This window comes from Sciscionella sediminilitoris, assembly GCF_000737195.2.
Lineage (GTDB): Bacteria > Actinomycetota > Actinomycetes > Mycobacteriales > Pseudonocardiaceae > Sciscionella > Sciscionella sediminilitoris.
Genome location: NZ_JALM01000052.1, coordinates 1 through 23,425, shown reverse-complemented (window position 1 = coordinate 23,425; position 23,425 = coordinate 1). Strand labels below are relative to the sequence as shown.

General features: G+C 69.3%; 25 protein-coding genes. 12 read left to right on the top strand and 13 right to left on the bottom strand.

What is annotated here, in order from left to right; genetic code table 11:
• The first annotated feature begins 13 nt into the window (after nt 1–13).
• Nucleotides 14–466 carry a flavodoxin family protein gene (locus tag AD72_RS21080; RefSeq protein ID WP_031468262.1) on the top strand — a complete coding sequence of 151 codons (453 nt, stop codon included), beginning with the start codon at nt 14–16 and terminating at the stop codon, nt 464–466.
• A gap of 5 nt (nt 467–471) precedes the next feature.
• Here AD72_RS21080 and AD72_RS21075 read toward each other — a convergent pair whose 3' ends face one another.
• Nucleotides 472–1,119, bottom strand: a complete 648-nt coding sequence (locus AD72_RS21075) for a TMEM175 family protein (RefSeq protein WP_031468261.1) — start codon at nt 1,117–1,119, stop codon at nt 472–474.
• Nucleotides 1,120–1,142: 23 nt separating this feature from the next.
• The gene (locus AD72_RS21070; protein WP_031468260.1) at nt 1,143–1,667 is read right to left on the bottom strand and encodes a DUF6790 family protein; all 525 of its coding nucleotides are present in this window, start codon (nt 1,665–1,667) and stop codon (nt 1,143–1,145) included.
• Between the two features lie 56 nt (nt 1,668–1,723).
• Here AD72_RS21070 and AD72_RS21065 point away from each other — a divergent pair, with 56 nt between their 5' ends.
• A complete protein-coding gene (locus AD72_RS21065; protein ID WP_031468259.1) occupies nt 1,724–2,155 on the top strand; it encodes a MarR family winged helix-turn-helix transcriptional regulator in 432 nt (143 codons plus the stop codon).
• Nucleotides 2,156–2,159: 4 nt separating this feature from the next.
• Here the strand turns inward: AD72_RS21065 and AD72_RS21060 are convergent, their stop codons facing one another.
• Nucleotides 2,160–2,900 carry a helix-turn-helix transcriptional regulator gene (locus AD72_RS21060; protein WP_031468258.1) on the bottom strand — a complete coding sequence of 247 codons (741 nt, stop codon included), beginning with the start codon at nt 2,898–2,900 and terminating at the stop codon, nt 2,160–2,162.
• A gap of 55 nt (nt 2,901–2,955) precedes the next feature.
• Between AD72_RS21060 and AD72_RS21055 the strand changes: the two genes are divergently transcribed.
• Entirely contained in the window at nt 2,956–4,122 is a 1,167-nt protein-coding gene (locus AD72_RS21055; protein ID WP_231644920.1) for an MFS transporter, read from the top strand.
• Here AD72_RS21055 and AD72_RS21050 read toward each other — a convergent pair.
• Together AD72_RS21050 and AD72_RS21045 are read right to left on the bottom strand one after the other, a co-directional pair.
• A complete protein-coding gene (locus AD72_RS21050) occupies nt 4,095–5,081 on the bottom strand; it encodes an aldo/keto reductase (protein WP_031468256.1) in 987 nt (328 codons plus the stop codon). The genes AD72_RS21055 and AD72_RS21050 overlap by 28 nt on opposite strands.
• Nucleotides 5,078–5,479, bottom strand: a complete 402-nt coding sequence (locus AD72_RS21045; RefSeq protein ID WP_031468255.1) for a MerR family transcriptional regulator — start codon at nt 5,477–5,479, stop codon at nt 5,078–5,080. Before AD72_RS21045 ends, AD72_RS21050 begins: the two co-directional genes overlap by 4 nt.
• Nucleotides 5,480–5,584: 105 nt before the next feature.
• Between AD72_RS21045 and AD72_RS21040 the strand changes: the two genes are divergently transcribed.
• Nucleotides 5,585–7,462: a glycoside hydrolase family 43 protein gene (locus tag AD72_RS21040; RefSeq protein ID WP_031468254.1), complete on the top strand. Its 1,878-nt coding sequence runs from the start codon at nt 5,585–5,587 to the stop codon at nt 7,460–7,462.
• A gap of 5 nt (nt 7,463–7,467) precedes the next feature.
• Here AD72_RS21040 and AD72_RS21035 read toward each other — a convergent pair whose 3' ends face one another.
• Nucleotides 7,468–7,776, bottom strand: coding sequence for an L-rhamnose mutarotase (locus tag AD72_RS21035; protein ID WP_031468253.1), 309 nt, complete (start codon nt 7,774–7,776; stop codon nt 7,468–7,470).
• A gap of 88 nt (nt 7,777–7,864) precedes the next feature.
• Between AD72_RS21035 and AD72_RS21030 the strand changes: the two genes are divergently transcribed.
• Entirely contained in the window at nt 7,865–8,638 is a 774-nt protein-coding gene (locus tag AD72_RS21030; RefSeq protein WP_031468252.1) for an MBL fold metallo-hydrolase, read from the top strand.
• On the top strand, nt 8,635–9,411 hold the full coding sequence (locus AD72_RS21025) for an SDR family NAD(P)-dependent oxidoreductase (protein ID WP_031468251.1): 777 nt from the start codon (nt 8,635–8,637) through the stop codon (nt 9,409–9,411). The genes AD72_RS21030 and AD72_RS21025 overlap by 4 nt, the downstream gene beginning before the upstream one ends.
• Nucleotides 9,412–9,502: 91 nt before the next feature.
• Here AD72_RS21025 and AD72_RS21020 read toward each other — a convergent pair whose 3' ends face one another.
• The 3 genes from AD72_RS21020 to AD72_RS21010 are packed head-to-tail and all read right to left on the bottom strand — an operon-like array spanning nt 9,503 to nt 12,532.
• Entirely contained in the window at nt 9,503–10,528 is a 1,026-nt protein-coding gene (locus tag AD72_RS21020; RefSeq protein WP_031468250.1) for a zinc-dependent alcohol dehydrogenase, read from the bottom strand.
• Nucleotides 10,529–10,556: 28 nt separating this feature from the next.
• Nucleotides 10,557–11,759 carry a cysteine desulfurase-like protein gene (locus AD72_RS21015; RefSeq protein ID WP_031468249.1) on the bottom strand — a complete coding sequence of 401 codons (1,203 nt, stop codon included), beginning with the start codon at nt 11,757–11,759 and terminating at the stop codon, nt 10,557–10,559.
• A complete protein-coding gene (locus AD72_RS21010) occupies nt 11,756–12,532 on the bottom strand; it encodes a PP2C family protein-serine/threonine phosphatase (protein WP_231644919.1) in 777 nt (258 codons plus the stop codon). The genes AD72_RS21015 and AD72_RS21010 overlap by 4 nt, the downstream gene beginning before the upstream one ends.
• 83 nt (nt 12,533–12,615) lie before the next feature.
• Here AD72_RS21010 and AD72_RS21005 point away from each other — a divergent pair, with 83 nt between their 5' ends.
• Nucleotides 12,616–14,382 (top strand): N-6 DNA methylase, encoded by a 1,767-nt coding sequence (locus AD72_RS21005; RefSeq protein WP_031468247.1) that lies wholly within the window; start codon nt 12,616–12,618, stop codon nt 14,380–14,382.
• Between the two features lie 52 nt (nt 14,383–14,434).
• Entirely contained in the window at nt 14,435–15,346 is a 912-nt protein-coding gene (locus AD72_RS21000) for a serine/threonine-protein kinase (protein WP_031468246.1), read from the top strand.
• Here AD72_RS21000 and AD72_RS20995 read toward each other — a convergent pair.
• Genes AD72_RS20995 through AD72_RS20980 form a run of 4 tightly spaced genes read right to left on the bottom strand, consistent with a single transcriptional unit; the run spans nt 15,330 to nt 19,783 of the window.
• Nucleotides 15,330–16,847, bottom strand: a complete 1,518-nt coding sequence (locus tag AD72_RS20995) for a hypothetical protein (protein WP_156365306.1) — start codon at nt 16,845–16,847, stop codon at nt 15,330–15,332. The genes AD72_RS21000 and AD72_RS20995 overlap by 17 nt on opposite strands.
• 52 nt (nt 16,848–16,899) lie before the next feature.
• Nucleotides 16,900–17,550 carry a LutC/YkgG family protein gene (locus AD72_RS20990; protein ID WP_031468244.1) on the bottom strand — a complete coding sequence of 217 codons (651 nt, stop codon included), beginning with the start codon at nt 17,548–17,550 and terminating at the stop codon, nt 16,900–16,902.
• Nucleotides 17,547–19,034 carry a LutB/LldF family L-lactate oxidation iron-sulfur protein gene (locus AD72_RS20985; protein ID WP_031468243.1) on the bottom strand — a complete coding sequence of 496 codons (1,488 nt, stop codon included), beginning with the start codon at nt 19,032–19,034 and terminating at the stop codon, nt 17,547–17,549. The genes AD72_RS20990 and AD72_RS20985 overlap by 4 nt, the downstream gene beginning before the upstream one ends.
• Nucleotides 19,031–19,783: a (Fe-S)-binding protein gene (locus AD72_RS20980; RefSeq protein WP_031468242.1), complete on the bottom strand. Its 753-nt coding sequence runs from the start codon at nt 19,781–19,783 to the stop codon at nt 19,031–19,033. The genes AD72_RS20985 and AD72_RS20980 overlap by 4 nt, the downstream gene beginning before the upstream one ends.
• A gap of 26 nt (nt 19,784–19,809) precedes the next feature.
• Here AD72_RS20980 and AD72_RS20975 point away from each other — a divergent pair, with 26 nt between their 5' ends.
• The 4 genes from AD72_RS20975 to AD72_RS20960 form a co-directional block, all read left to right on the top strand.
• Nucleotides 19,810–20,754, top strand: coding sequence for a pseudouridine synthase (locus AD72_RS20975; RefSeq protein WP_031468241.1), 945 nt, complete (start codon nt 19,810–19,812; stop codon nt 20,752–20,754).
• Nucleotides 20,755–20,766: 12 nt separating this feature from the next.
• Complete coding sequence (locus tag AD72_RS20970; protein WP_031468240.1) at nt 20,767–21,720, top strand: DNA polymerase domain-containing protein; 954 nt, start codon at nt 20,767–20,769, stop codon at nt 21,718–21,720.
• Nucleotides 21,713–22,360 carry a class I SAM-dependent DNA methyltransferase gene (locus AD72_RS20965; protein ID WP_031468239.1) on the top strand — a complete coding sequence of 216 codons (648 nt, stop codon included), beginning with the start codon at nt 21,713–21,715 and terminating at the stop codon, nt 22,358–22,360. Before AD72_RS20970 ends, AD72_RS20965 begins: the two co-directional genes overlap by 8 nt.
• Before the next feature lie 157 nt (nt 22,361–22,517).
• Nucleotides 22,518–23,425 (top strand): DUF222 domain-containing protein (locus tag AD72_RS20960; RefSeq protein ID WP_082469078.1); only part of this gene is annotated, 908 nt, incomplete at its 3' end.

Sequence of the window (23,425 nt, the reverse complement as noted above, 5' to 3'; positions counted from 1 at the left end):
TAGCCTCTCCCCCATGGCACGGTTGCTCCTGATCCACCACACCCCGTCGCCCTCGATGCAGGCCATGCTCGAGAGCGTGATCTCCGGGGCGAGCACTCCGGAGATCGAGGGTGTCGAACTGGTCCGGCGTGCCGCGCTGGCCGTGACGGCCTCCGATGTACTGGAAGCTGATGGGTATCTGCTCGGCACACCGGCCAATCTGGGCTACATGAGCGGGGCGCTGAAGCACGCCTTCGACACGATCTACTACCCCTGCCTGGATTCGACGACGAAACGTCCCTACGGGCTGTTCGTGCACGGCAACAACGACACGGTCGGCGCGGTCAAGGGCGTCGAGACGATCACCACCGGGCTGGGGTGGGAGCGCACGGCCGACCACGTGACGGTGCTCGGCGAACCCGGTAAGCAGGACCTGGAGTCCTGCTGGGAACTCGGCGCGACCCTGGCCGCGACGCTGAGCCCGTAACGGAGTCATTTCCCGCCGCGCCCCTGGATACGGCGGGCGAGGGTGAGCACGATCGGCGCGGCGAGCCAGCACAGGTAGGCACCGGTGCTCTCGGTCAGGAACGCGACCGGAACGGAGACCGCGAACACCGCCGCCAGGCAGATGCTGCGCACCAGGTGCTGCGCGAACACCAGGGGCGGGCCGTCCGCGCGGTACAGGTGCTGGCGCCGGATCTCCCGGATGATCAGCGCGGTCGAGACGGAGGCGAACACCTGCACGACCGCGTACATGCTGAACCGGAGCGGAAAGGCGCCCTCGGCGGTGATCACCCGGGTCGCGAACGGCATCAGTACCTGGATGAACAGCCACAGCAGGGTGAGGGTGGTCAACCGGCTGTTCAGCGCACGGACATAGCCGAAGATCTCGTGATTGGCCCGCCAGTGGGCGGCGATCACCACGAAGCTGAGCACGAAGCCCACGTACTCGGTGCCGTGGTCGGAGACCGACCGCAGCATGGCCGCGGTGGTGCCGCCGGTCGGGACGGGAAGATCCAGCGCCAACAGGGTGAGCGCGATCGCGATTCCCGCGTCGACGAACATGGTCAGCCGCTTGGCCGCCTCGGCCCGTGCTTCGCCGGTCTCGCCCTCGGGTGCTTCTTCGGTGTGCGTCGCCATGATGCGGAGCAGCTCCCTCGGCGTCAGGCGGCGATGTTCGCGGCCGGCTGCGGCTTGGCCGCCAGCCGCCGGGACCACACGGCCAGGATGATCATGACCACCGGGATCAGGATGTCGTTGACCAGTACTCCGCCGGTGTTCCCGGGCGCGTGGTCACCGTTCGCGAACCACTGGTAGAGGTGCCCGATCACCGCTCCCCAGAGGAACATTCCACCGCCGATCCCGATCGTGATGCGCTCGCGCGCGGATGCCGAGGCGGCCCGGAAGCCGATGACCGCCAGCCCGAGGTTGGCGAAGGCGATCTCGAACATGAACGGGGTCCGGCCGAAGCCGATCGCGGTGGCCATGACGTTCGGGACGCCGAGGAAGGCGACCGTCATCCACAGGCTGCCGCAGCCGAACGCGCCGATGGCCCACCAGCGCTGCCAGATCTCCAGGGCCTGCAGGCGCGACTGGGCGTGCCGGGCCCGGATGAAGGCACCGATGGCCGGCACCACGATCCAGATCAGCGGGAAGGCGGACTGCGCGAGGTAGGAGAAGTTGCTCATGAAACCATTCTTAACTAGTTAATATTAACCAGTCAAGAGTCATGTACAGTGGTCCCGTGGACGAAGGACTCGCAGACTTGCTGCACCGCGTGGTCATGTTGCTCGGGGAAGCGACCCGGCGGCGCACCGATGACACCGACGGCCTGACCTACAGCCAGATACGGCTACTGGGAGCCATCGAGGACATCGAACCGGCGACGCAACATCGGCTCGCCCAGGCGCTTTCGGTGTCCGATCCGGCGATCAGCCGGACACTTCGGCCACTCGAGGCGGATGGTCTGGTGCGGATCACCACCGACCCCGAACACGCGCGGCGGCGGCTGGTCCGGCTCACCGAGGCCGGCCGGAAAGCCTTCCACAGCGCGGGAAAACCGCTCTACGACGAATTCCGAGCCGGGCTCATCGCGGCGGGTTTCCCCTACGAGCGTTACCTCGAGGACACCCTCCGGCTGGCCGAGATCCTCGCCGCCGACCGGGAGGACCCGTGACCGGCTACTCGCCGAGGCTCCTGCGTCCCGGTGTGTACCCCATGACGCGCCGGAACGCCTCGATGAACGAGCTCGGGGTCGCCCAGCCGCAGCGGTGCGCCACCGCGGTGACCGGCTGGTCCTCGGCGAGCAGCCGCAGCGCGTGGTACATCCGCAGCTGGGTGCGCCACTGCGGGAAGGTCATGCCGAGTTCTTCGCGGCACAGCCGGGAAAGGGTGCGCGCGCTGCTGCCGAGCGCGGTGGCGAACCCGGCGAGCGAGCGTGGATCGGCCGGATCCTTGTCGAGCAGCGCGCCGAGTTCGACCAGCCGGGGATCGCTCGGCGCGGGCACGTGCAGCGGGCGCTCCGGGGAGTCGCGGAGCTGATCGGTCAGGACCGCCCGCAGCCGCAGTCCCGCGGGGCTGGTGTCCTGCGGGCGGGCCGAACAGGTGATCAGCAGTTCGCGCAGCAGCGGGCGGACCGCGACGACGACGGGTTCGGCACCGGCCAGGGCGTCCTGTGGGAGGCCGACGGTGTGCAGCACGGTCTGCCCGTAGGCGCGGTGTTCGTGCACGGTTCCGGCGGGAATGAGCACCGCTCTGGTGGCGGGCGCGATCCAGGCGCCCGCCGAGGTGGCCACGGCGAGCACACCCGTGCTGGCATACACGATCTGGTGTTCATCGTGGTAATGCGCGCTGACCCCGGACCCGCCGGTGAGCGAACGGGTCACGGTGAGCGCGACGGGGCGGTGGCGAGTTTCCGGCACAACTCGGCAGAATATCGAAAGCGGCCGCCCCCGTCCGCGTTCGATGATCGAGATCATGCGTGTACTCCGCGGGATCGCCCCGGTCGCCGGTCTCTCCTTCGTCCATCTCGTCGACGACATGTATCAGGGCGCGGTGCCCGCCCTGATCCCGTTCCTGGTCGCCGAACGGCAGTACACCTATGCCGCGGCGACCGGGATCACCGTGGCGGCCACCTTCCTTTCCTCGGTGCTGCAGCCGCTGTTCGGGGTGCTCACCGACCGGCGCAGGCTGGCGTTCCTGGTTCCTTCCGGGGTGGCCATCGCCGGGATCGGGATCGGGCTTTCCGGGCTCGGCCCGCACTATGTGTTCACCTGGCTGGCGATCGCGCTCTCCGGGATCGGGGTGGCCGCGTTCCATCCGGAGGCGAGCAGGGCGGCCCGGGTCGCCTCGCACGGTTCGGCGCGCGGGATGAGCTGGTTCGCCCTCGGCGGCAATATCGGGTTCGCGCTCGGCCCGCTGCTGGTGACCGCGGTGCTCACCGGCGGAGGCCTGACCGCGACCCCGCTACTCGCGATCCCCGCGGTGGCCACCGGTCTGGTGGTGGCGCTGCTCCAGCGCCGGAGCAGGGACGCGGTGGCGAAGAAGACCACCGAGACCGGCCGGGAGGACGACTGGAGTTCCTTCCGCTGGCTCACCGGTCTGGTGATGTGCCGCTCGATCTGCTTCTTCGGGGTGAACTCGCTGCTGGCGCTGTTCCTGACCAAGAACCTCGGGTTCACCGAATCCACCGGCAACGCGGCGCTGACCGTACTGCTGGCCACCGGCGCCGCGGGCACCCTGCTCGGCGGCGGGCTGGCCGACCGCTACGGGCGGGTGCGCACGGTGCGGCTCGGCTACCTGCTGATCGTTCCCGGGCTGCTCGCGCTCCTGTTCGCCCCGAACGCGGTGGTGGCCTGCCTCGCCGCGGCACTGCTCGGCTTCGCCCTCTACATCCCGTTCAGCGTGCAGGTCACGCTCGGCCAGGACTACCTGCCGAACCGGATCGGCACCGCGAGCGGGGTCACCCTCGGGCTGGCGGTCAGCGTGGGCGGGATCGTCACCCCGGTGTTCGGCCTGCTCGCCGACCACGCGGGGCTGTCGACCGCGCTCGCCGTGCTGCTCGTCTTCCCGGTGGCCGCACTGGCGATCTCCACCCGGCTACCGGACACCAAGCCTCAGGTCTTGTCCACCACCGCTTCCTGAGCGGCCGGGTGGCGCGCCCCGGAGAACGCCTCGGCCGGGGCTACCGCCTCGATCGCGGCGATATCCGCGTGGGAGAGCTCGATCCCGGCGGCGGCCACGTTCTCCTCCAGATAGCGCCGCCGCTTCGTGCCGGGGATCGGCACCACATGCTCTCCCCTGGCCAGCACCCAGGCCAGCGCCAGCTGCCCGGCGCTGACCCCGCGCTGTTCGGCGAGCTCGCGCAGGGCGGCGACGATGCGCAGGTTCGCGTCCAGATTCTCCCCGGTGAACCGCGGGAAACGGCTGCGCGCGTCGTCCTCGGCGAACCCGGAGCCGGTGACCGAACCGGTGAGGAATCCGCGCCCGAGCGGGGAGAACGGCACGATCCCGATGCCGAGCTCGGCGCAGGCGGGCGCGATCCGGGCTTCGAGCTCCCTGGTCCACAGGCTCCATTCGCTCTGCAGCGCGCTGATCGGATGCACCGCGTGCGCGCGCCGGATCGTCGGCTCGCTCGCTTCCGACATCCCGAGCGCGCGCACCTTGCCCTCGGTGACCAGTTCGGCCATCGCACCGATGGTGTCCTCGATCGGCACGTCCGGGTCCACCCGATGCTGGTAGTACAGGTCGATGTGGTCCACCCCGAGCCTGCGCAGCGAGGCCTCACAGGCCGAGCGGACGTATTCGGGCGCGCCGTGGACGGTCAGCTGACCACCCACGGTTCCGGTGATGCCGAACTTCGTGGCGAGCACGACCCGGTCCCTGCGGTCGGCGATGGCTTTGCCGACCAGGCGTTCGTTCTCCCCGTCGCCGTAGAAATCCGAGGTGTCGAGCAGGTCGACGCCCAGTTCGAGGGCACGGTGAATGGTGGCGATCGACTCGCGCTCGTCCCGCTCCGCCGAGCCGTAGGCGTGGCTCATCCCCATGCAGCCGAGCCCGAGCGCGGAAACCTCGAGCGTGCCGAGTTTCCGGCGTGCGATCATGCTGGTACCTCCGTGGCCTTCCGTTGCTTGTCCTGGAATTTCTCCTCGATCCGCTGATAGTTCTCGATCTTGTAGTCGAGCACCTCGAGGCAGGTCTGGAGTTCGGCCATGTGCGCGTGCACACTGGCCCGCTGACGCACCAGGATCTGTTTGCGCAGCGCGGCCGTGGCCTCACCGTCCTGCGCGAGCTGGGCGTATTCGCGCATCAGCCGGATCGGCATTCCGGTGGTGCGCAGCTTGGTGAGGAACACGAGCCAGTTGATGTCCTCATCGGAGTAGGTGCGCCGTCCCCCGGAGTCCCTGGCCGGCGGAACGACCAGCCCGATCCGTTCGTAGTAGCGCAGCGTGTCGATGGACAGCCCACACGCCTCGGCGGCCTGGGCGATTGAGTACGTCACGGACCAACCGTAGGAGCTTGAGCGCACTCCAGGTCAAGCGTTCCGACACCGCTCAGCGGTTGACAGACGCCGTGACCGGGGCAATCGTGGTTCGCCGTGCACCGTATGCGCGCGGGCCTCGTCTCGCTTCTCGCCGTTCTGCTCCTCGCGGCACCACTGGCCGCGCCCGCCTCGGCGGTCGTGTCCCGCTCGAACGCCACCTTCTCCAACGACGCGAAGAATCCGGCCGCGGACCCCTTCGTGCTGTGGGACGAGCGCAGTGGTTCCTACTACGCGTACTCCACCGAGGGCGCCGATCCGGGCTATCATTTCGCCATCTACCGCTCCCCCGACCTGGCGACCTGGGAGCGACTGCCTGGCGGTGCGCTCCCCGCGCAGGGGCAGTGGGGGCACGACTGGTTCTGGGCACCCGAGGTCTACCACAACGCGAAAACGGGGAAATACTTCCTGTTCTACGCGGCGCGCATGAACAAGAACGTGGCGGAGAATTTCACGTTCGGCGATTTCGAGGAACCGTGCAAGCTCGGGGTCGCGGTCGCGGATTCACCTGCCGGACCGTTCCACAACATTCAGTCCGCACCACTCGACTATTTCCCCTATGACCCGGATTATCACGATGTCAACCGGATCATGGACGCCACGCAGAAAAAGCCGCCCGCCACCCACGCGGAGGGGCGGACCGCACCGCGCGGAACCTACATTCCGATGATCGACCCAAACGTCTTCTTCGACAACGGCCGGATCTATCTGTACTTCTCCCGGAACGCCTACCGGAACTGGGTATGGGACGAAGACCTGGGAAAATACATCGAAGAATCGAACATCTACGCGGTGCGCCTGGACTCGGCGTGGTGGAACGATCCGAGCGGCAGGACCATGCCCCGCATCGATCCGGGCTATGTCGACGCGAACAAGCGCGGTGACTCCGGGCCGCGGCGCCGCGATGGCTACACCCCAATCCTGAACTACGGCTCGGACAAGCAGTCCTGGGAGAACGCGCACGTCGACGATTACGCGAAGACCGACGGGGAGAAGAAGGACCGCCGCTGGGAGGAGGGCTCCACCACGGTCAAACGGATGGTGCACGGCAAACCCGTCTACTACCTGACCTATTCGGCGAACAACTACGAGAGCCCTTCGTACGGCGTCGGGTACGCGACCGCGCCCAGCCCGCTCGGGCCGTGGCGCAAGAGCGCGGCGAACCCGATCCTGTCCCAGAATCCCTCGATCGGCATGTATTCCACCGGGCACGGCAGCATCATCGGCTCGCCGGACGGGAGGCAGGAGTACTACGTGCATCACGCACGGCCGAGCGACACCGCGGACCGCGCGCTCTACACCGACCGGATGCGGCTGGATCCGGGCGGACGGCTGAGCATCGAGGCGCGGACCGGGGACACCCCGCTGCCCTCCGGGGTCGGTCCGCTGCGCATCGGGACGGACCAGGCGATCGCGGCCAGCGGAAAGCGGCTTTCCTGGCGGGTACGCAGCGCACCGGGTGCGGTGTTCCCGCTCGGGAACCCGCAGAACCGGGTCCGCACCGAATCCTTCGGTCCCGATCCGGTGCGCCTGGACGAGGCCGCATCCGATGGGGCGCGGGTCTCGGCCACCGGCGGGGTCGGCGGACTGCGGCTGAGCTATCAGCGCAGGCACGCCGCCGGGGACTACTACACCGTGCGGCAGAACGGGAAACCGCTGAGCACCAGTGTTCCGGTCGCGGCATGCACCCAGCGGATCAGCGGAACCCATCCCGGACCCCTCACCGTGCGCCGCGGGGTCACCTGCGTGCAGAACGCGCGGATCGCGGGACCCGTGCACGTCGCGCCCGGTGCCTCCCTGGTCGTGGTGGACTCGACCGTGCTCGGCCCGGTCACCGCGAACCGGGCGGGCGCGTTCTGGCTGACCGGTTCCCGGGTTTTCGGCCCGGTGCACGCCGAAGCGGCGGGCTGGACACACACCGAGGACAACCGAGTACTCGGCTAGCGGCGTTATTCCAGCAGGAAGACCTGGCGGAGCAGTCCCGGCCCGTCGTCCTCGACCCGCTGTTCGAGCAGCTCCGCCATGGTGTCCTGCCAGCGGGCGTTGACCTCGGTGCGGCCCATCGCCTCGAGTGCCGCCTCCGGATCCTCCGCCTCGAAGTACCCGAAGGCCGTGCTGCCGTCCAGGAAGATCGAGTAGTTGCGGAACCCGGCCTGCCGCAACGCTTCGCGCATCTCCGGCCAGACCCGCCGGTGCGCCTCGGCGTACTCGGTCACCTTGTCCGGTTTGATGTGCAGGGTGAACGCCGCTCGCGCCATCGCGGTACCTCCGGAATCCCTTGGCTGGCCAGGACCGGACTGTAATACTGAGCCCAGGTGTTGGGAACCGACCAAAGGCGGTGCGGCCGTGGACGAGTACGCCATCGATCTTCTCCGTGTCGGGGCCGGGGAGGTCCCCGGACCCGAGGTCTTCTGGATGAGCGCCTTCGACAGCTGGTATCCCCTCGTCTTCCAAACGGCACTGCTGCGCGGAAACGGGGTCACCGCACTGGTGAACACCGGGCCCGCCAGGGATATCGGCCCGATGAACGAGAAATGGGCGACGGTGCTCGGGGAACGGGCGAGAATGGTGCGCGCGGACGGGGAGTTCATCGCCGATCGGCTGTTCGAGAACGGTGTCGAACCCGAGGAGATAACCCATGTGATCCTCACCCCGCTGCAATTGTATTCGGTCAGCAACATCCCGCTCTTCCCGAACGCGCAGATCTGCCTCGCCCGGCGCGGCTGGGTGCATTTCCACACCACGCACGAACATCCGCACGACGATCGCGGCACCTCGATCCCGGACGATGTGCTCGTGCACCTGGTCACCGAGGCCTGGCCACGAGTGCGGTTGCTCGAGGACGAAGCCGAACTAGCGCCCGGTCTGCGCACCTGGTGGTGCGGCGGGCACCATCGTGCATCGATGGTCGTCGAGGCGGACACCGCCAAGGGAACGGTGGCGATCTCCGATTCCTATTTCTATCTGGAGAACGTCATCCGTGACCATCCGATCGGGATCAGCGAGAACATCTACGAATCCACGGCCGCGTACCGCCGGGTGCGGGAAACCGCGGATGTGGTGATTCCGCTTTACGACCCGAAGAATTTCGATCGGTTCGCCGGAGGGAAGGTCGCATGAGCAACCCTGTCGAACACGAGACGGCGCACGTGCTCATCACCGGGGCCGCCCGGGGAATCGGCAGGGCGACCGCGGTCCGGTTCGCCCGCGACGGCGCCCGGATCACCATCAACTTCCCGCCGGGGGAACGGGAATTCGCCGAGGAGACCGCCCGGCAGGTGGCCGAGGCGGGCGGGGTGGGTTTCCCGATCGAGGCCGATGTCGCCGATCCGGATGCGGTGCGCACCCTGGTCGCCGAGGCCGAGGAAGCCGTCGGTCCCACCGATATCCTGGTCAGCAATGCGGGGATCTGCCCGTTCGCGGACTTCTTCGAGATCGACGTGGAACTCTGGGACCGGGTGCAGCGGGTGAACGAACGCGGCTGTTTCCTCGTCACCCAGGAGGTCACCCGGCGCATGGTGGCCGAGGGCCGTCCCGGATCGGTCATCGGCATCTCCTCGATCTCGGCCTGGGTCGGCGGGGCCCAGCAGGTGCACTACACCCCCACCAAGGCGGGGATCAGCTCGCTGATGAAAAGCCTCGCGATCGTGCTCGGCCCCAAGGGGATCCGGTGCAATGCCGTGCTTCCCGGGACCATCGCGACCGATATCAACGCCGAGGATCTGGCCGATCCGGCGAAACGGTCCGCGATGGAGCACCGGATTCCGTTGGGGCGCCTGGGAAAGCCCGAGGACATCGCGGGCGTGGTGTGGCTGCTCACCCGCCCGGAGGCCGGTTATGTGAACGGCGCGGAACTGCTCGTGGACGGTGGCCTGTTCGTCAATCTCCAGTGACTGTGCCAGTAGGTACCGAACCGACCTCCAGGAAGCTGACTCCTCGTACTGAGGGGCAACCCGGCTGGTCGCCGTCAGCATCCTTCCGGTCTCATTGGAACGAAACGAGTACCTTTCCCGCGACCGCCTTGCTGCCGCGCGCCATGCCCGCGAAGGTCTCCGGGGCATCGCGCACCGGGACGGTCTCCTCGACGAGCGCGGCCAGTTCGGCGGGCGCGGTGGCCACCCAGTCCGCGACCTCCCGGAAATGCCGTGCCGTATAACAGAAACTGCCGATGAGGCTGCGTTCCTCGGTGCTCACCGAATAGGCCGGGAGTTCGAGCTGCGGGGCGTTCATCCCGACCAGGACCACCCGGGCGCCGAACACGCTGCAGGAGAAGGCATCCGCGATCGTCGCCGAGGTGCCGACCGCGTCGAGCACGAGATCCGCCTTCCGGCCGAGCGCGGTCACCGTACCGGCGGCGAGGTCCCCCTCCGCCGGGTCGAGCGGGGTCGCGCCGAGCTCGGCACAGAGCCGCCGCCGCGCCGGATCCGGTTCGCTGACCGCGATCGCGGTCGCCCCGAGCATCCGGGCGGCGAGTATCGCGGACTGGCCGATGGGTCCCCCACCGAGCACGAGCACCGCGTCGGCGCCGCCGCAGCCACCCCGGTTCGCCGCGTGGTAGGCGACCGCGAGGGGTTCCACCAGTGCCCCGTACTCGATCGGCATGGTCTCCGGCAGCCGGACCAGGTTCCGTGCGGGGGCGAGGAAATACTCCGCGAACGCCGAGGAATAGCCCGCGCTCACCCCGATCACGGTCTTGTCCGGGCAGGCCTGTTCCTGCCCGGCCGCGCAGGCCGGGCAGTTCCCGCAGGCGAGCACCGGGTTCACGGTCACCACATCGCCCACGGCGAGCCCCTCGACTCCCGCACCGAGTTCCGCGATGTGGCCGACGGTCTCGTGGCCCATCACCTGCCCGGCGACCCGCCGCCCGTTCTGCCCGGTGTAGCCGTGCAGGTCGGATCCGCAGATACCGGTGGCGAACACGCGCACCGTGACCTCACCGGGTCCGGGCGTTTTCCGTTCCCGCTCGTCGACCTGGAAGTCCCAGAAATCCCGCAGTACCAAGGCTTTCATCGCATCCTCCATCCGCGAGCGGTGCCCGTCAGGAACGCAGCGCCGCGATCCCGTCCAGCAATCGGTCCACATCGGACTCGTCGGTGTAGGGCGCGATCCCGGCGCGCACCGCGCCCTGTTCACCGAGACCGAGCCTGCGGGCCGGTTCGTAGGCGTAGAAACTGCCCGATGGCGCGTTCACCCCGCGCCCGGCTAGTTCGGTGTAGACCCGTTCGGCGGGCACACCGTCCACTTCGAACAGCACGGTCGGCGTGCGGTCCCGGTCCGGGTCCCCGTGACAGCGCACCCCCTGCGCGCGGAGCCCGTCCTCGAGGCGGCGCGCGAGCGCGTCCTCGTGCGCGCCGAGCGCGGTCATGCTCGCCAGCAGCCGGGTCCGCCGCTCCCCCGTCGCCGTGGAATCGAGCCCGGAGAGGAAATCCACCGCAGCCGTGGTTCCGGCGAGCAGTTCATAGGGCAGGGTGCCGAATTCGAAGCGTTCGGGAACCGCATCGCTTGCCGGGAGCAGCTTGTCCGGGCGCAGGGTCTCGAGCAGCGCGGGATCCGCGGCGAGCGCCCCGAGATGCGGACCGAGGAACTTGTACGGCGAGCAGGCGTAGAAATCCGCGCCGAGGGCCCGCAGGTCGATGCGCGCATGCGGGGTGAGGTGCACACCGTCCACATAGGACAGCGCACCGGATTCCCGTGCGGCGGCGGTGATCGCGGGGATGTCGGGCCGGCTGCCGAGCAGGTTCGACGCCCCGGTCACCGCGACCAGCCTGGTGCGCGGCCCCAGCAGTCCGGTGACCGCCTCGGTGGGCAGCACCCCGGTGCCCACGGTGAACTCCGCGACCCGGACCCGCACCCCGGAGGATTCCGCGGCCTGCACCCAGGGCCGGAAATTGGCGTCGTGATCGAGGCTGGAGAGCACGATCTCGTCCCCCGGGGACCACTGCTTGGCGATCGTGCGGGCGAAGTCGTAGGTCAGCTGGGTCATGCTCCTGCCGAACACCACCCCGCCCGGTTCGGCGCCGAGCAGATCCGCCATCGCCGAACGGGCCGCGTGCACCACATCCTCGGCGCGCCGCTCCGCCGCGGTGACCGTGGCCCGGTTGGACACCCCGTCCCGCAGCGGCGCCGTGATCGCCTCGATCACCGCGTCCGGCACCTGTGTCCCACCGGGACCGTCGAAGTACGCCGTTCCTTCGGCGAGCGCGGGAAACCGCTTCCGGACCGCGGCCACGTCGTAACTCACTCAGCAGCTCCGTTCCCCGGATACACATCCGCGATCACCACGGTGATGTTGTCCGGTCCGCCCGCCTCGTTGGCGAGCTCGATCAGTTGCCGTGCCACCGCATCCACCGGTTCGGTCATCCCGAGCACCTGCTGAATGGTCTCGTCGGGAACCACATCGGTCAAGCCGTCGGAACAGACGAGGTAGCGGTCCCCGGCGCGCACATCGAAGGCGCCGAGATCGACCGTGGCATCCGCACCGGATTGCAGCGCGCGCACGAGCATGGAGCGGCGCGGATGCGTGGCGGCCATCTCCTCGCTCATCCTGCCCTCGTCCACGAGTGTCTGGACGAAGGTGTGATCCCTGGTCAGTGGCCGCAGCTGCCCCTCGCGCACCACATAGGCGCGGGAATCCCCGATGTGCGCGAGCACGAATTCCTTGCCGTCGAAGCACAGCGCGGTCATCGTGGACCCGGTTCCGCGCAGGTCCTCGTCGGCGGCGACCCGCTCGTCGATCCGCGCCACCACCCTGGCACCCACCTCGGAGAGTTCGGCCAGCGCCGAGTTCCCGCCGAGCACCCGCTGCTCCACCTCGGTGAGCGCGCGCACGACGATCTCGCTGGCCACCTCACCGTGCGCGTGCCCGCCCATTCCGTCGGCGACCGCGATCAGCCGCTCGCTCGCATAGGCGGAGTCCTCGTTGACCGAACGACGCCGCCCGACATCCGTGGCACTCGTGACGACGAGCCGGAACGGAGCGGCATGCGCTGCCGGAGGTTGTGATTGCTCGTGCACGGGACCAGTGAACCACTTGTGAATCGTGTTCACAAGTGGTTCAGCTGTGGAACCGCTCCGGGCGATGACGTACTGTGCGCGCTATGGGAGAGGACGCCTTGGTGAGCTCGGCCGATATCGCGCGGCTCGGGGGTGTCGGGCGGGCCGCGGTGAGCAACTGGCGGCGCCGCTACGAGGACTTCCCTGCCCCGGCAGGGGGAACCGCATCGAGTCCGTTGTTCTCCCTGCAGGCCATCCAGTCCTGGCTCACCACCAACGGTAAGGCGGCCCGGGTTCCGCTTGCCGAACAGGTCTGGCAACGCCTGCGCGCCACGACCGAGGACCTCGAGCTCGGCGGCACGGTGGCCCGCGCGGGCGCCTATCTGCTGCAGACCCGGCTCGGTCAGGCCCCCCGGCTGCCCGGCTCGGTGCGCCCCGAACTCGCCGACCGCGCACTGCGCACCCTGCTCACCGAACTCGCCGAGGAACAGGGCCCGGCGACCGCGTTCGAGCGGTTGTGCGAACGCTACCGGGAAGCGCACGCCCGCACCCTGGCCACCACATCCACCGAGACCGCGCGGATCATGGTGCGGTTGCTCGGCGCCGATCCGGGCACGGTGCTCGATCCCGCCTGCGGAATCGGCACCCTGCTGCTCGATGCGGGGCCACGCGCCGCGCTCGCGCAGGACACCGATCCGAACGCCGCGGCGATCACCGCCGCGCGGCTGCGGCTTGCCGGGATCGAGACCACGGTGATCGCCGCGGATTCCCTGCGGCACAACGGATTCACCGACGAGCCCGCGGACGCGGTGGTGTGCGATCCGCCGTTCAACGAGCGCGCCTGGGGGCACGCCGAACTGGCCGGGGATCCGCGCTGGGTCTACGGTCAGCCACCGCGCGGGGAGTCCGAACTGGCCTGGGCACAGCACTGCCTGGCGGCGGTGCGCCCCGGTGGACCGGTCGTGCTCCTGATGCCGAAGGCGGCGGCGAGCAGGCGCTCCGGGCGGCGCATCCGGGCGAATCTGCTGCGCGCCGGGGCGGTGCGCGCGCTGTACTCGCTGCGCGAGGGGCACGACATCTGGTGCCTGCAACGACCGGTGCCCGGCGAGGCCCAGCGCACGACCGTGTGGCTGCAGGAGTACGAACCGGAACCCGGGGACGATCCCGAGCCGGTGCCGATCATCGACCTGCTCGACGACGAGGTGGACCTGAGCCCGGCACGCCAGCGGCTGTTGCGCGAGCGCGCGGATGTCGGCGCGGTGTTCGCGAAGACCCGGGCGAACGTGCAGCAGGCGAGCAGCGAGATCGACGAGAATCTGGCGCGGGTACTGGAGATCAGCGCCGAGCGCAGGAAGCTGTCCACGACCTCGCTCGCCGAGCTGGTGAAGACGGGCGCGCTGACCGTGCTCACTCCGCGGCCGGGCACCCCGGATCTGCCGGTGCTCACCTCCGCGGATCTGGCCGCGGACCGGTCACCGAGCGGAACCCAGGACGCCCTCGCCGAGGCCGCCGTGCATCTGTATCCGGGCGATGTGGCCGCGAGCGCGACCGGGATGGCCCGAGTGGTCGAGGAAGAGGCACTGCTGGGCCAGCACCTGACGGCCTACCGGACGAGCGAGGCACTCGATCCCCGGTTCCTCGCCGGTGTGCTGCGCGCCTGCACCCCCGCGGTGCACGGCTCCTCGCGGATCGATCCCCGCCGTGTCGCGGTGCCGCGGCTGCCGGTGGAGCAGCAGCGCGCCTACGCCGAGGCGTTCACCGAACTGGACGCGGTGCACCGGGCCGCGAGCGCGCTGGCCGAATCGGCGGATTCCTTGGCACGTCTCGGTTTCGTCGGTCTGCTCGACGGGATGCTCACCCCGGGCGAGTGAGCCCGATCCCCTACAGTGACCGGCCAGGCGCACGAAGACGAACGAGGTGATCATGCTACTCGCGGACCGGTACGAGCTCGAGGAGCTGCCCATCGGCAAGGGCGGCATGGGCGCGGTCCATCGCGGATACGACACGCATCTGGCGCGCCGGGTCGCGGTGAAGTTCCTCGAGGTCCCGGGGAACAGCGATCCCGAGGTGGAGGGCCGGTTCATCCGCGAGGCGCGCATCCTCGCGAAGCTGGAGCTGACCGGGGCACCGACGCTCTACGACCTCGGCACGGTGGAATCCCGGCTGTTCCAGGTGATGCAGTTCGTGGACGGGGTCACCCTGGCCGATGTGCTCGCCGAGCACGGTCCGCTCCCGGTGCCCTGGGCGGCCGCGATCGCGGCGCAGTCCTGCGCGGTGCTCGCCGAGGCGCACGCGCTGTCCATCTGCCACCGCGATCTGAAACCGAACAACCTGATGCTGCGCCCGGACGGTGGTGTCACCGTGCTGGATTTCGGGCTCGCCGTGCTGCGCGAGGCCGATCTCGCCCGGTTCACCCGCGCGGGACAACTGCTCGGCACCCCCGCCTATATGGCACCGGAGCAGATCCAGAACGGCAGCGCCGGACCGGCCAGCGATCTCTACGCGCTCGGCTGCGTGCTGCACGAGATGCTCACCGGGGCGCCGCTGTTCACCGGCCCCACCGCGTACGCCGTTTTCGAGCAGCACGTGAACGCCCGTCCGCCGGAGATCCCCGGCATTCCCGCGCGGCTGGACGAGGTGCTGGCCCGGATGCTGGAGAAGGAGCCCGGGGACCGGCCCGCCGACGCGCTCGACTGCTATGCCGCACTGGAACCGCTGGCCCGCGAACTGCCGCCGTTGCCCGGATTCCTCGCCGTGAACGGGGATCCGGTACCCGCCAGGATGTACGCCAGGATCGTCGGACGGATCCCGGACCGGTTCAGTTCCGCTCGCTGACCACCCGGACCCCGGAACCGTCGGGTTTCGCGGTGAGCCGCGTGCTGCGGTAGTCGCCGTTGACCGAGGCGTGCAGGCCGAGTTCGCCGTCCTGGAGTTCGAGCGTGAACGTGGCCTCGCGGGCCTTCTCGGGTTCGCCGGAGCGCTTCGCCAGTTCGGTGACCAGTCCGGGCAGTACCGCGGGATCGAATGTGGCGAGGTCGAAGGTGGGTGCCCCCTCGTCCGGCTGGATGCTCGCCGGTTCCCGTTCGGGCAGCCGCCCGGAGTGCCAGGAGAAATCGTCCGCGGTGTCCGCGCCCGGCCTGGTGGGTGCGGTCAACTCCACCGAATCACGGGAGATCCGCGCGTCGAACACTTTCGTTGCCCCCATCCGCGCGGTGAGCGCCCCGAACACCTCGCGGGCGCCTTCGGCGGTGGTGGCATCGGCGATCACCCCGGCGGTGCCGTCCGCCGCTGCGTAGAGGGTCCCGGATCGTGCGTTGTCCGCTTCGGAGATCCGCAGTTCGACTGGCTTTCCGGGATCACGGCTCACCGAGACCGTGACGGGCGTGTTCTCCTCCAGCGCCAGCTTGGTGCGCGCGGTCCGGATCAGTCCCGGGACCGCGGCGAGATTGAGCCGGCGCATGTCGAAAAGCCGGTCCGGATCCGCCTTCGCCTCGGCATCCGTGTTGAGCTCGGCACTCCCGCCCCGATAGCCCACCCAGCCCCGCGGGGTCTGCGCGCGCAGCGCATCCGAGTCGAACGACAGGAGCTCCGCCTGGTTGCCCGCCGCCTCGCTCATCCTCGCGACCCCGCGGCTGAGCTCGTCCGAGGCGAGCAGATCGGGTGTGGTGATCCCGGCGATCACGTCCTCGCGGATGGGCAGGAGCAGCGCGGCGGCCAGCACCACCGCCATCCCGGCGATCATCGGCCACCGCGCGCGCCCGCGATCGGCGTTCTCGTCCGGCCGCCCGGAATACGTCTCACCGACCACACCGACCTCGAGCGGCGCACCGGGCAGGGCGACATTCGGGTTCTCCTCGACCTTGACCACCCCGGGATAGGCCGGGCTCTGGCGCACCACGACGGTGTTTCCCGGCTGGAACGCGGGTGCCTGCAGTACCGGGATCAACTGCCGCGTCGTCGTCCGGTACGCGCCCCGGTCCCGGGGAACGACGATGAGCTCCAGTTCGGCCACCCGCGCCTCGTTGATCGTGGTACCGGTCGCACTCAGCCGCTCGATCCTGGCCGGGGCCAGGCTGCCGTTCTGCTCCAGGTCTCGCTGCACCGCGGGCGGCAGAATGTGCAGCGATTTCCCGATCCCGCGCAGGGTGAGGGCGATCGGGCTCAGTGTCACCCCGGCCACGAACAGTCCTATGTAGACACCATTGCCGAGCAGCAGCCCGCCCGCGATGCCCGCGAGCAGCAGCGCGAGGGGAATCGCGATGGGCAGGCCGAGGAATCGCACCACGCGCGCGATCGGCCCATGAGTCGAGGTCTTTTCCGGAAACGTATTCCGCACATTCAATACTTATGGGATCTGGGATCACATTTCCAGGTGTCCATGATCACGCTCACCGGTCGGGACGCAGCACCACGACCAGGGTGCGCGGTCCGTGCACGCCTTCCACCCGTTCCAGTTCGATGTCCGAGGTCGCCGAGGGCCCGCTGATCAGGGTGATGGGGCGGGCCGGTTCAAGGCGGGCGATGGCCTCCGGAACCCCGGCGACCACGCTCGACGCGTCCACCACGCAGACGTGCACATCCGGGACCAGGGTCAGCGCGCGACGTCCCTGGTCCGGTCCGGCGTCCAGGAAGATGGTCCCGGTCTCGGCGCAGCTGACCGCCGAACCGGTGACCACGGCATCGAGCGCGTCCAGCTCCGCGACCGAGGTTTCCGGGCCGTCCACCCGGATCTCCGCCCCGGTCTCGGCGAGCCAGTCCGGTGGTAGTCCGGCGGGGCAGCCGATCCGGCGCGCGGAGCCGAGCACTCCCGCGATGGTGGCCGCGGTGTCCGCGGCCCGGCATTCGTGCACGCTCGCCCGGTAGTCCCGCAGTCGCTCGGCGAGCAGCGCGATCCGTTGCCGCGATGGCATTTCCGTGCCGGTGCGGTATTCGCGTGGCACGGTCACCGGTGCGGGCGGCGCGATGGCGAGCGCATCCCGCACCCGGCCGAGCACGGTCTCCTTACCGGTCTTGCCGGTCCTCCCCGTGCTGCCGGTCATCCCAGCCCCCGTTCCGCTTCGCGGCGCAGCTCCTCGCGTGCCTGCGGGCTGGCCCACCATTGCCGGAAGGTCTGTTTCGGTGGCGCGGGCAGGTCGCGCGCCCCGGTCCAGCCGCGTAACGGCGGGGGTAGCGCCCGGATCCGCCCGTCCCGCGCGAGCAGCCTGCCGAGGCCCGCGGCCCGCTGCGCCAGTTCCCAGCGCCGCGAATCCCCCATCACGGCCGCCGCGGCCTTCATGATCGCCGCCTCACCACTCGGCGCGGCCTCCCGCACGTGCTGGTGGCGCAGTTCCACGAGCAGCGAGGGAATGTCGATCTTGACCGGGCAGGCGTCGTAGCAGGCACCGCACAGACTGGAGGCGTACGGCAGTGAGGCGTTGGGATCCGACCCGGCCATTCCGGCCAGCTGCGGGGAGAGCACCGCCCCGATCGGTCCCGGATAGGTGGAACCGTAGGCGTGGCCGCCGGTGCGCTCGTAGACCGGGCACACGTTGAGGCACGCCGAGCAGCGAATGCAGTGCAGCGCCGAGCGGCCGATCTCGTCGGCGAGGGTGGCGCTGCGCCCGTTGTCCAGCAGCACCAGGTGGAATTCCTCCGGCCCGTCGCCCGGGGTCACCCCGGTCCACATCGAGGTGTACGGGTTCATCCGTTCCCCGGTGGAGGATCGCGGCAGCAGCTGCAGGAACACCTCGAGATCGGCGAAGCGGGGCAACAACTTCTCGATGCCCATCACGGTGATCAGCTTGCGCGGCAAGGTGAGGCACATCCGGCCGTTGCCCTCGGACTCCACGACGGTGAGCGTCCCGGTCTCGGCGATGCCGAAGTTCGCCCCGGAGATCGCGACCTCGGCGGCCATGAACTTCTGCCGCAGATAGCGGCGGGCGGCAGCGGCCAGATTGGCCGGATCGTCGTCCAGATCCGGGTCCACGCCCGGCATCGCGCGCAGGAACAGTTCCCGGATCTCCGCGCGATTGCGGTGGATCGCGGGCACCAGGATGTGCGAGGGGGTGTCCCCGGCGAGTTGCACGATCAGCTCGGCGAGATCGGTCTCAAAGGCGCTGATCCCCGCCGATTCGAGGTGTTCGTTGAGCCCGATCTCCTGGGTGGCCATGGATTTCACCTTGACCACCTCGCGCGCGCCGCCGAGCAGCTCGGTGATGATCTCGTTGGCCGCGGCGGCATCCGGTGCCCAGTGCACGGTGCCGCCCCGCTCGGTGACCCGCTGTTCGAAGGTCTCCAGCAGGTCCGGCAGGTTCGCGAGCACCTCGGTCTTGATCGCCGAACCCGCGTCCCGCAGGGCTTCCCAGTCCGGGAGTTCCCCGGCGACGGCGAGCCGTTTCGCGCGGATGGTGCGGGTCGCCTTGCCGAGGTTGCGGCGCAGCTGGCTGTCCGCGAGCCGGTCGTGCGCAGCCTCCGGGAACGACTGGGTGCCACGGAGATTGCCGGTTCCGCGCGGGGGAACCTCCGGGGTGCCGAGGAAGGTCATCGGGTCACCTCCCGGGACTCGGTCGCCGCGAGGATCTCCGCGATGTGCACGGTGCCCACCCCGGTGCTCAGCCGGGAGAGCCCGCCACCGATGTGCATCAGGCAGGAGGAATCACCCGCGGCGCAGAATTCGGCGCGGGTGTCCAGCACATGACGCATCTTGTCGGCCAGCATCGCGGTCGAGGTCTCCGCGTTCTTCACCGCGAAGGTACCGCCGAACCCGCAGCAGGACTCCGCCTCGGGCAGTTCCACGAGCTCGATCTCGCGCACGTTTCGCAGCAGCCGCAAGGGTTTCTCGCCGACCCGGAGCATACGCAGCGAATGACAGGTCGGATGGTAGGTCACCCGGTGCGGAAAGTACGCGCCGACATCGCTGACCCCGAGCACGTCCACCAGGAACTCGCACAGTTCGTAGGTCTTGGCCGCGGTGGCGTGCACCCGTTCCCAGGTCGCGGTGTCGCAGTAGCGCCGAGCCACGATCTCGTGCTGATGGCGCACCGAACCGACGCAGGAACCCGAGGGCGCGACCACGGCCTCGATGGAAGGATCGGCGAAGTCCTCGACGAACCGCTCCACGAGACCGCGTGCCTCGCGTTGGTAGCCGGTGTTGACGTGCATCTGCCCGCAGCAGGTCTGCGTCGCGGGGAAGACGATCTCGTGGCCGAGCCGGGCGAGCACCTTCGCGGTCGCCGCGACCGCTCCGGGGAACATCGTGTCGCCGAGGCAGGTCGCGAACAGTGCTACGCGCATGGCGGCAAGGTTATGCTGCACGGGTTATGCGCCGCAAACTCCGATCGCCGCTCGCTCAGCGCGCCGGGCTCGACCCGGTGCGCATCCAGCTGCCCGAGGGGCACTGGAGGACCATCCGCGAGCACCTGCACGAGCGGCTGCCCAGGGTCAGCGGCGCACGCATCGACGAGAAGCTGCGCGCGGGCGAGTTCGTCGGCCTGGACGGACCGGTCGGCGCGGACACCCCGTACACCCCCGGCCTGCACCTGTGGTTTCACCGCGATCTGCCCGAGGAACCGCATGTGCCCTTCGACATTCCGGTGGTGTACCGGGACGAGCGCATTCTCGTGGTGCACAAACCGCATTTCCTCGCCACCATCCCGCGCGGCAGACACGTGCGCCAGACCGCGCTCGTGCGGCTGCGCGAGGAGCACGGCCTTCCCGAACTGAGCCCGGCGCACCGGCTGGACCGGGCCACCGCCGGGCTGGTGCTGTTCGTCATCGAGCGCGCGCACCGTGGGGCTTATCAGACCCTGTTCCGCGACCGTAAGGTGCGCAAGGTCTACGAGGCGATCGCCCCGGCCGATCCCGCGCTCACCGCGGCACGCACGGTGCGCAGCCGCATCGTCAAGGAGCGCGGCACCATCGCCGCGTTCACCGAGGAGGGCCCGCCGAACAGCGAATCGCGGATCGAACTGCTCGAATCCCGCGAGGGACTGGGGCGTTACCGGCTCGAGCCCGCCACCGGCCGCACCCACCAGCTGCGGCTGCACATGCACGAACTCGGCGTGCCCATCCTTGGTGATCCGTTCTACCCGGAGTTGACCGAGAAACCTCTCGACGACTTCAGCAGGCCGCTGCAACTGCTCGCGAAGACCCTGCGGTTCACCGATCCGCTCACCGGTGCCGAGCACGCCTTCACCGCCCCGCGCGGACTGCTGGCCTGGGAATCCTTCCCCGAATGGGAGTTGACCAGCTCGCCGGGTTCGTGAACGCTGAACGCCATGACCGGCGAGCAACGCGAGGGCGTGCGGCTGACCAACCTGGACGAGCCGCTTTTCGCTGAGGCGAACGCCACCAAGCGCGACCTCGTCGACTACCTCGACGCGATGTCCGGGCTGTTCGTTCCCGAACTCGCCGGGCGCCCGCTCTCGGTCATCCGGGTGCTGCGCGGGCAGGAGCCGTTCATGCAGAAGAACCTGCCGAAATACGCCCCCTCCTGGGTGCGCTCGGTCGGGATGTGGGCCCAGACCTCGCAGCGCCAGGTGCGCTACGCGCTGTGCGAGGACCGCCCGACGCTGCTGTGGTTCGCGAACCAGCGCGCCGTCGAGTACCACCCCACCCTGGTGTGCCACGACGCGTGGGAGCGGCCCACGCACCTGGTGCTGGACATCGACCCGCCGGGGGTCGCGGAGTTCCCCCTCGCGGTCGCCGCCGCCCTCCTCGTCCGGGAAGCACTCGCCGATGCCGGGCTCACCGGTTCGGTGAAGACGAGCGGGGCCAAGGGTGTGCACGTGTTCGCGCCCATCCGGGACGCCGATCACGAACAGGCCGCCGCGGCCACCCGCGCACTCGCCGCCCGCGCCGAACGGCTCGATCCGGCGCTGGTCACCACCGCGTTCATCCGCGAGGACCGGGGCAGCAAGGTCTTCCTCGACTCGACCCGGTCCGGATCGGCCACCGTGGCCGCCGCCTACAGCCCGCGCGCCCGGCCCGGCGTCCCGGTGTCCTTCCCGCTCGACTGGGCCGAGCTGGACCGGATCACCCCCGGCGAGTTCACCGTGCACACCGCCGTGGCCGCGGCCGCCGGGCGGGCACCGTGGCGGGATGCCTTCGCCGAACCGGCCCCGCTCCAGGACGCGCTCATCAAGGAGGGCCGCGCCATCCCCGTCGCCCGGGTACAGGCCATGCACGAGGGCAAACGCCGCGCCCGGGAACGCAGGCGCGCCGGTGACTGAGTTCCTGGCGCGGACCCGCGACTCCTACGACCGGGCCGCCGAGGACTACGCCGAGTGGATCGCCCCCGAACTCGCCGCCAAACCACTCGACCGCGCACTGCTCACCGCGTTCGCCGAACTGGTGCGCGACCGCGGCCCGGTCGCCGATATCGGCTGCGGAACCGGCCGGATCACCGCGTTCCTGCACGATCTGGGCCTGTCCGTGTCCGGGATCGACCTCTCCCCCAGAATGCTCGGCGTCGCCCGCCGGTCCCATCCGGAGCTGCGCTTCACCGAAGGCTCCATGCACACGCTCGCCCTGCCCGATTCCGCGCTGGGCGGGATCCTCGCCTGGTACTCCATCATCCACATTCCCGACGACCTCCTCGGCGCCGTGTTCACCGAATTCCACCGGGTACTCGCCCCGGACGGACTGCTGCAGCTCGCCTTCCAGGAGGGCGACGGGACCGTGCATCTCGAAACGGCCGGAAGACACCGGGTGAGCCTGGACTTTCACCGCCGCACCGCCCGGGACGTGGCCGAGTCGTTGCGAGGCTGCGGGTTCCGGGTGCTGGCGGAAACGGTGCGCGAACCCGACCGGGAGGGCGCGTTCACCGAGCAGAGCCGACAGGTTTATCTCCTCGCCGGCAAGGGGATTTAGGGTTCTTCTCGGTCGCCGGTGCAGAGTTCTCCGCGGCATCTCGAATATATGCTGACTGAATGACCGGAAATGTTCATAGGGTTTTGTCGTTAACTCACTCAGGCGATTATCCGACTATTCCCCGACCGTGCCCCGTTGTTTCGGTATCATTGATGGCATGAGCACTGGGGAAAACGGAACGATACTGTCGACCCGCGAGCGGTTGGATCGGTTCATCGAGCAGGCTGCTGTGGTGCGGCGTGCTGAGGCGGAGTTGTTGCATCAGCTCGCGGAGTTGGACAAGGAGGGTGCGCCGGTCGAGTTCGGATACTGTGGTTCGGCGGCGACTTTGGCCCAGGATATGTTGCGGATCAGTCGCGCCGAAGCACGCAGAATGGCCGAACGAGCACGAGTGTTGTTCGGCGCGCTCGGGATCAGCGGGGAACCACTGTCCCCGGATCTGCGGAATACCGCGGAAGCGTATTCGCGTGGCGAGGTCGGTGTGGAGCATGTGGATCGGATCCGTCAGTTCGCCGCAGAGCTTCCAGCGGACGTATTGATCGGAGACGCCTGGCCGATCGCGGAGCAGGCGCTCGCCCAGATCGCCGGTGAAGTGGGGCCGCGCGGGCTCGTCCGGCCGATCCGGGAACTGCGGGCGCGTCTCGACCCGGACGGGCAGGAACCCACTGACCGCGAACTTGCCCGCCCGGATCGGGAAGTCTGGCTCCGGCAATGCAACAACGACTGGGAAATCCGGGGCCGTCTGGACCACGAAACCGGGTTGAAACTCCGTAGTGTGCTCGACGCGCTCGGCGCACCCGATGCGCACACCCAAGCAGAACGCGACGCCGACGCCTTCGCCGAGATCGTCCAACTCGCGGCGAACCCGGAAAACCTGCCCGAAAACGGCGGGGAACCGTTCACCATCATGGTAACGATGACCGAACAGGCCCTGCGTGACGGCATCGGCACCGCCACCACCATGGACGGCAGCACCATCCCCGCCGTACAGCTGCGCCGAATCGCTTGCGACGCCGGAATCATCCCCACCGTCCTCGGTAGCAATGGCGAAGTACTCGACATGGG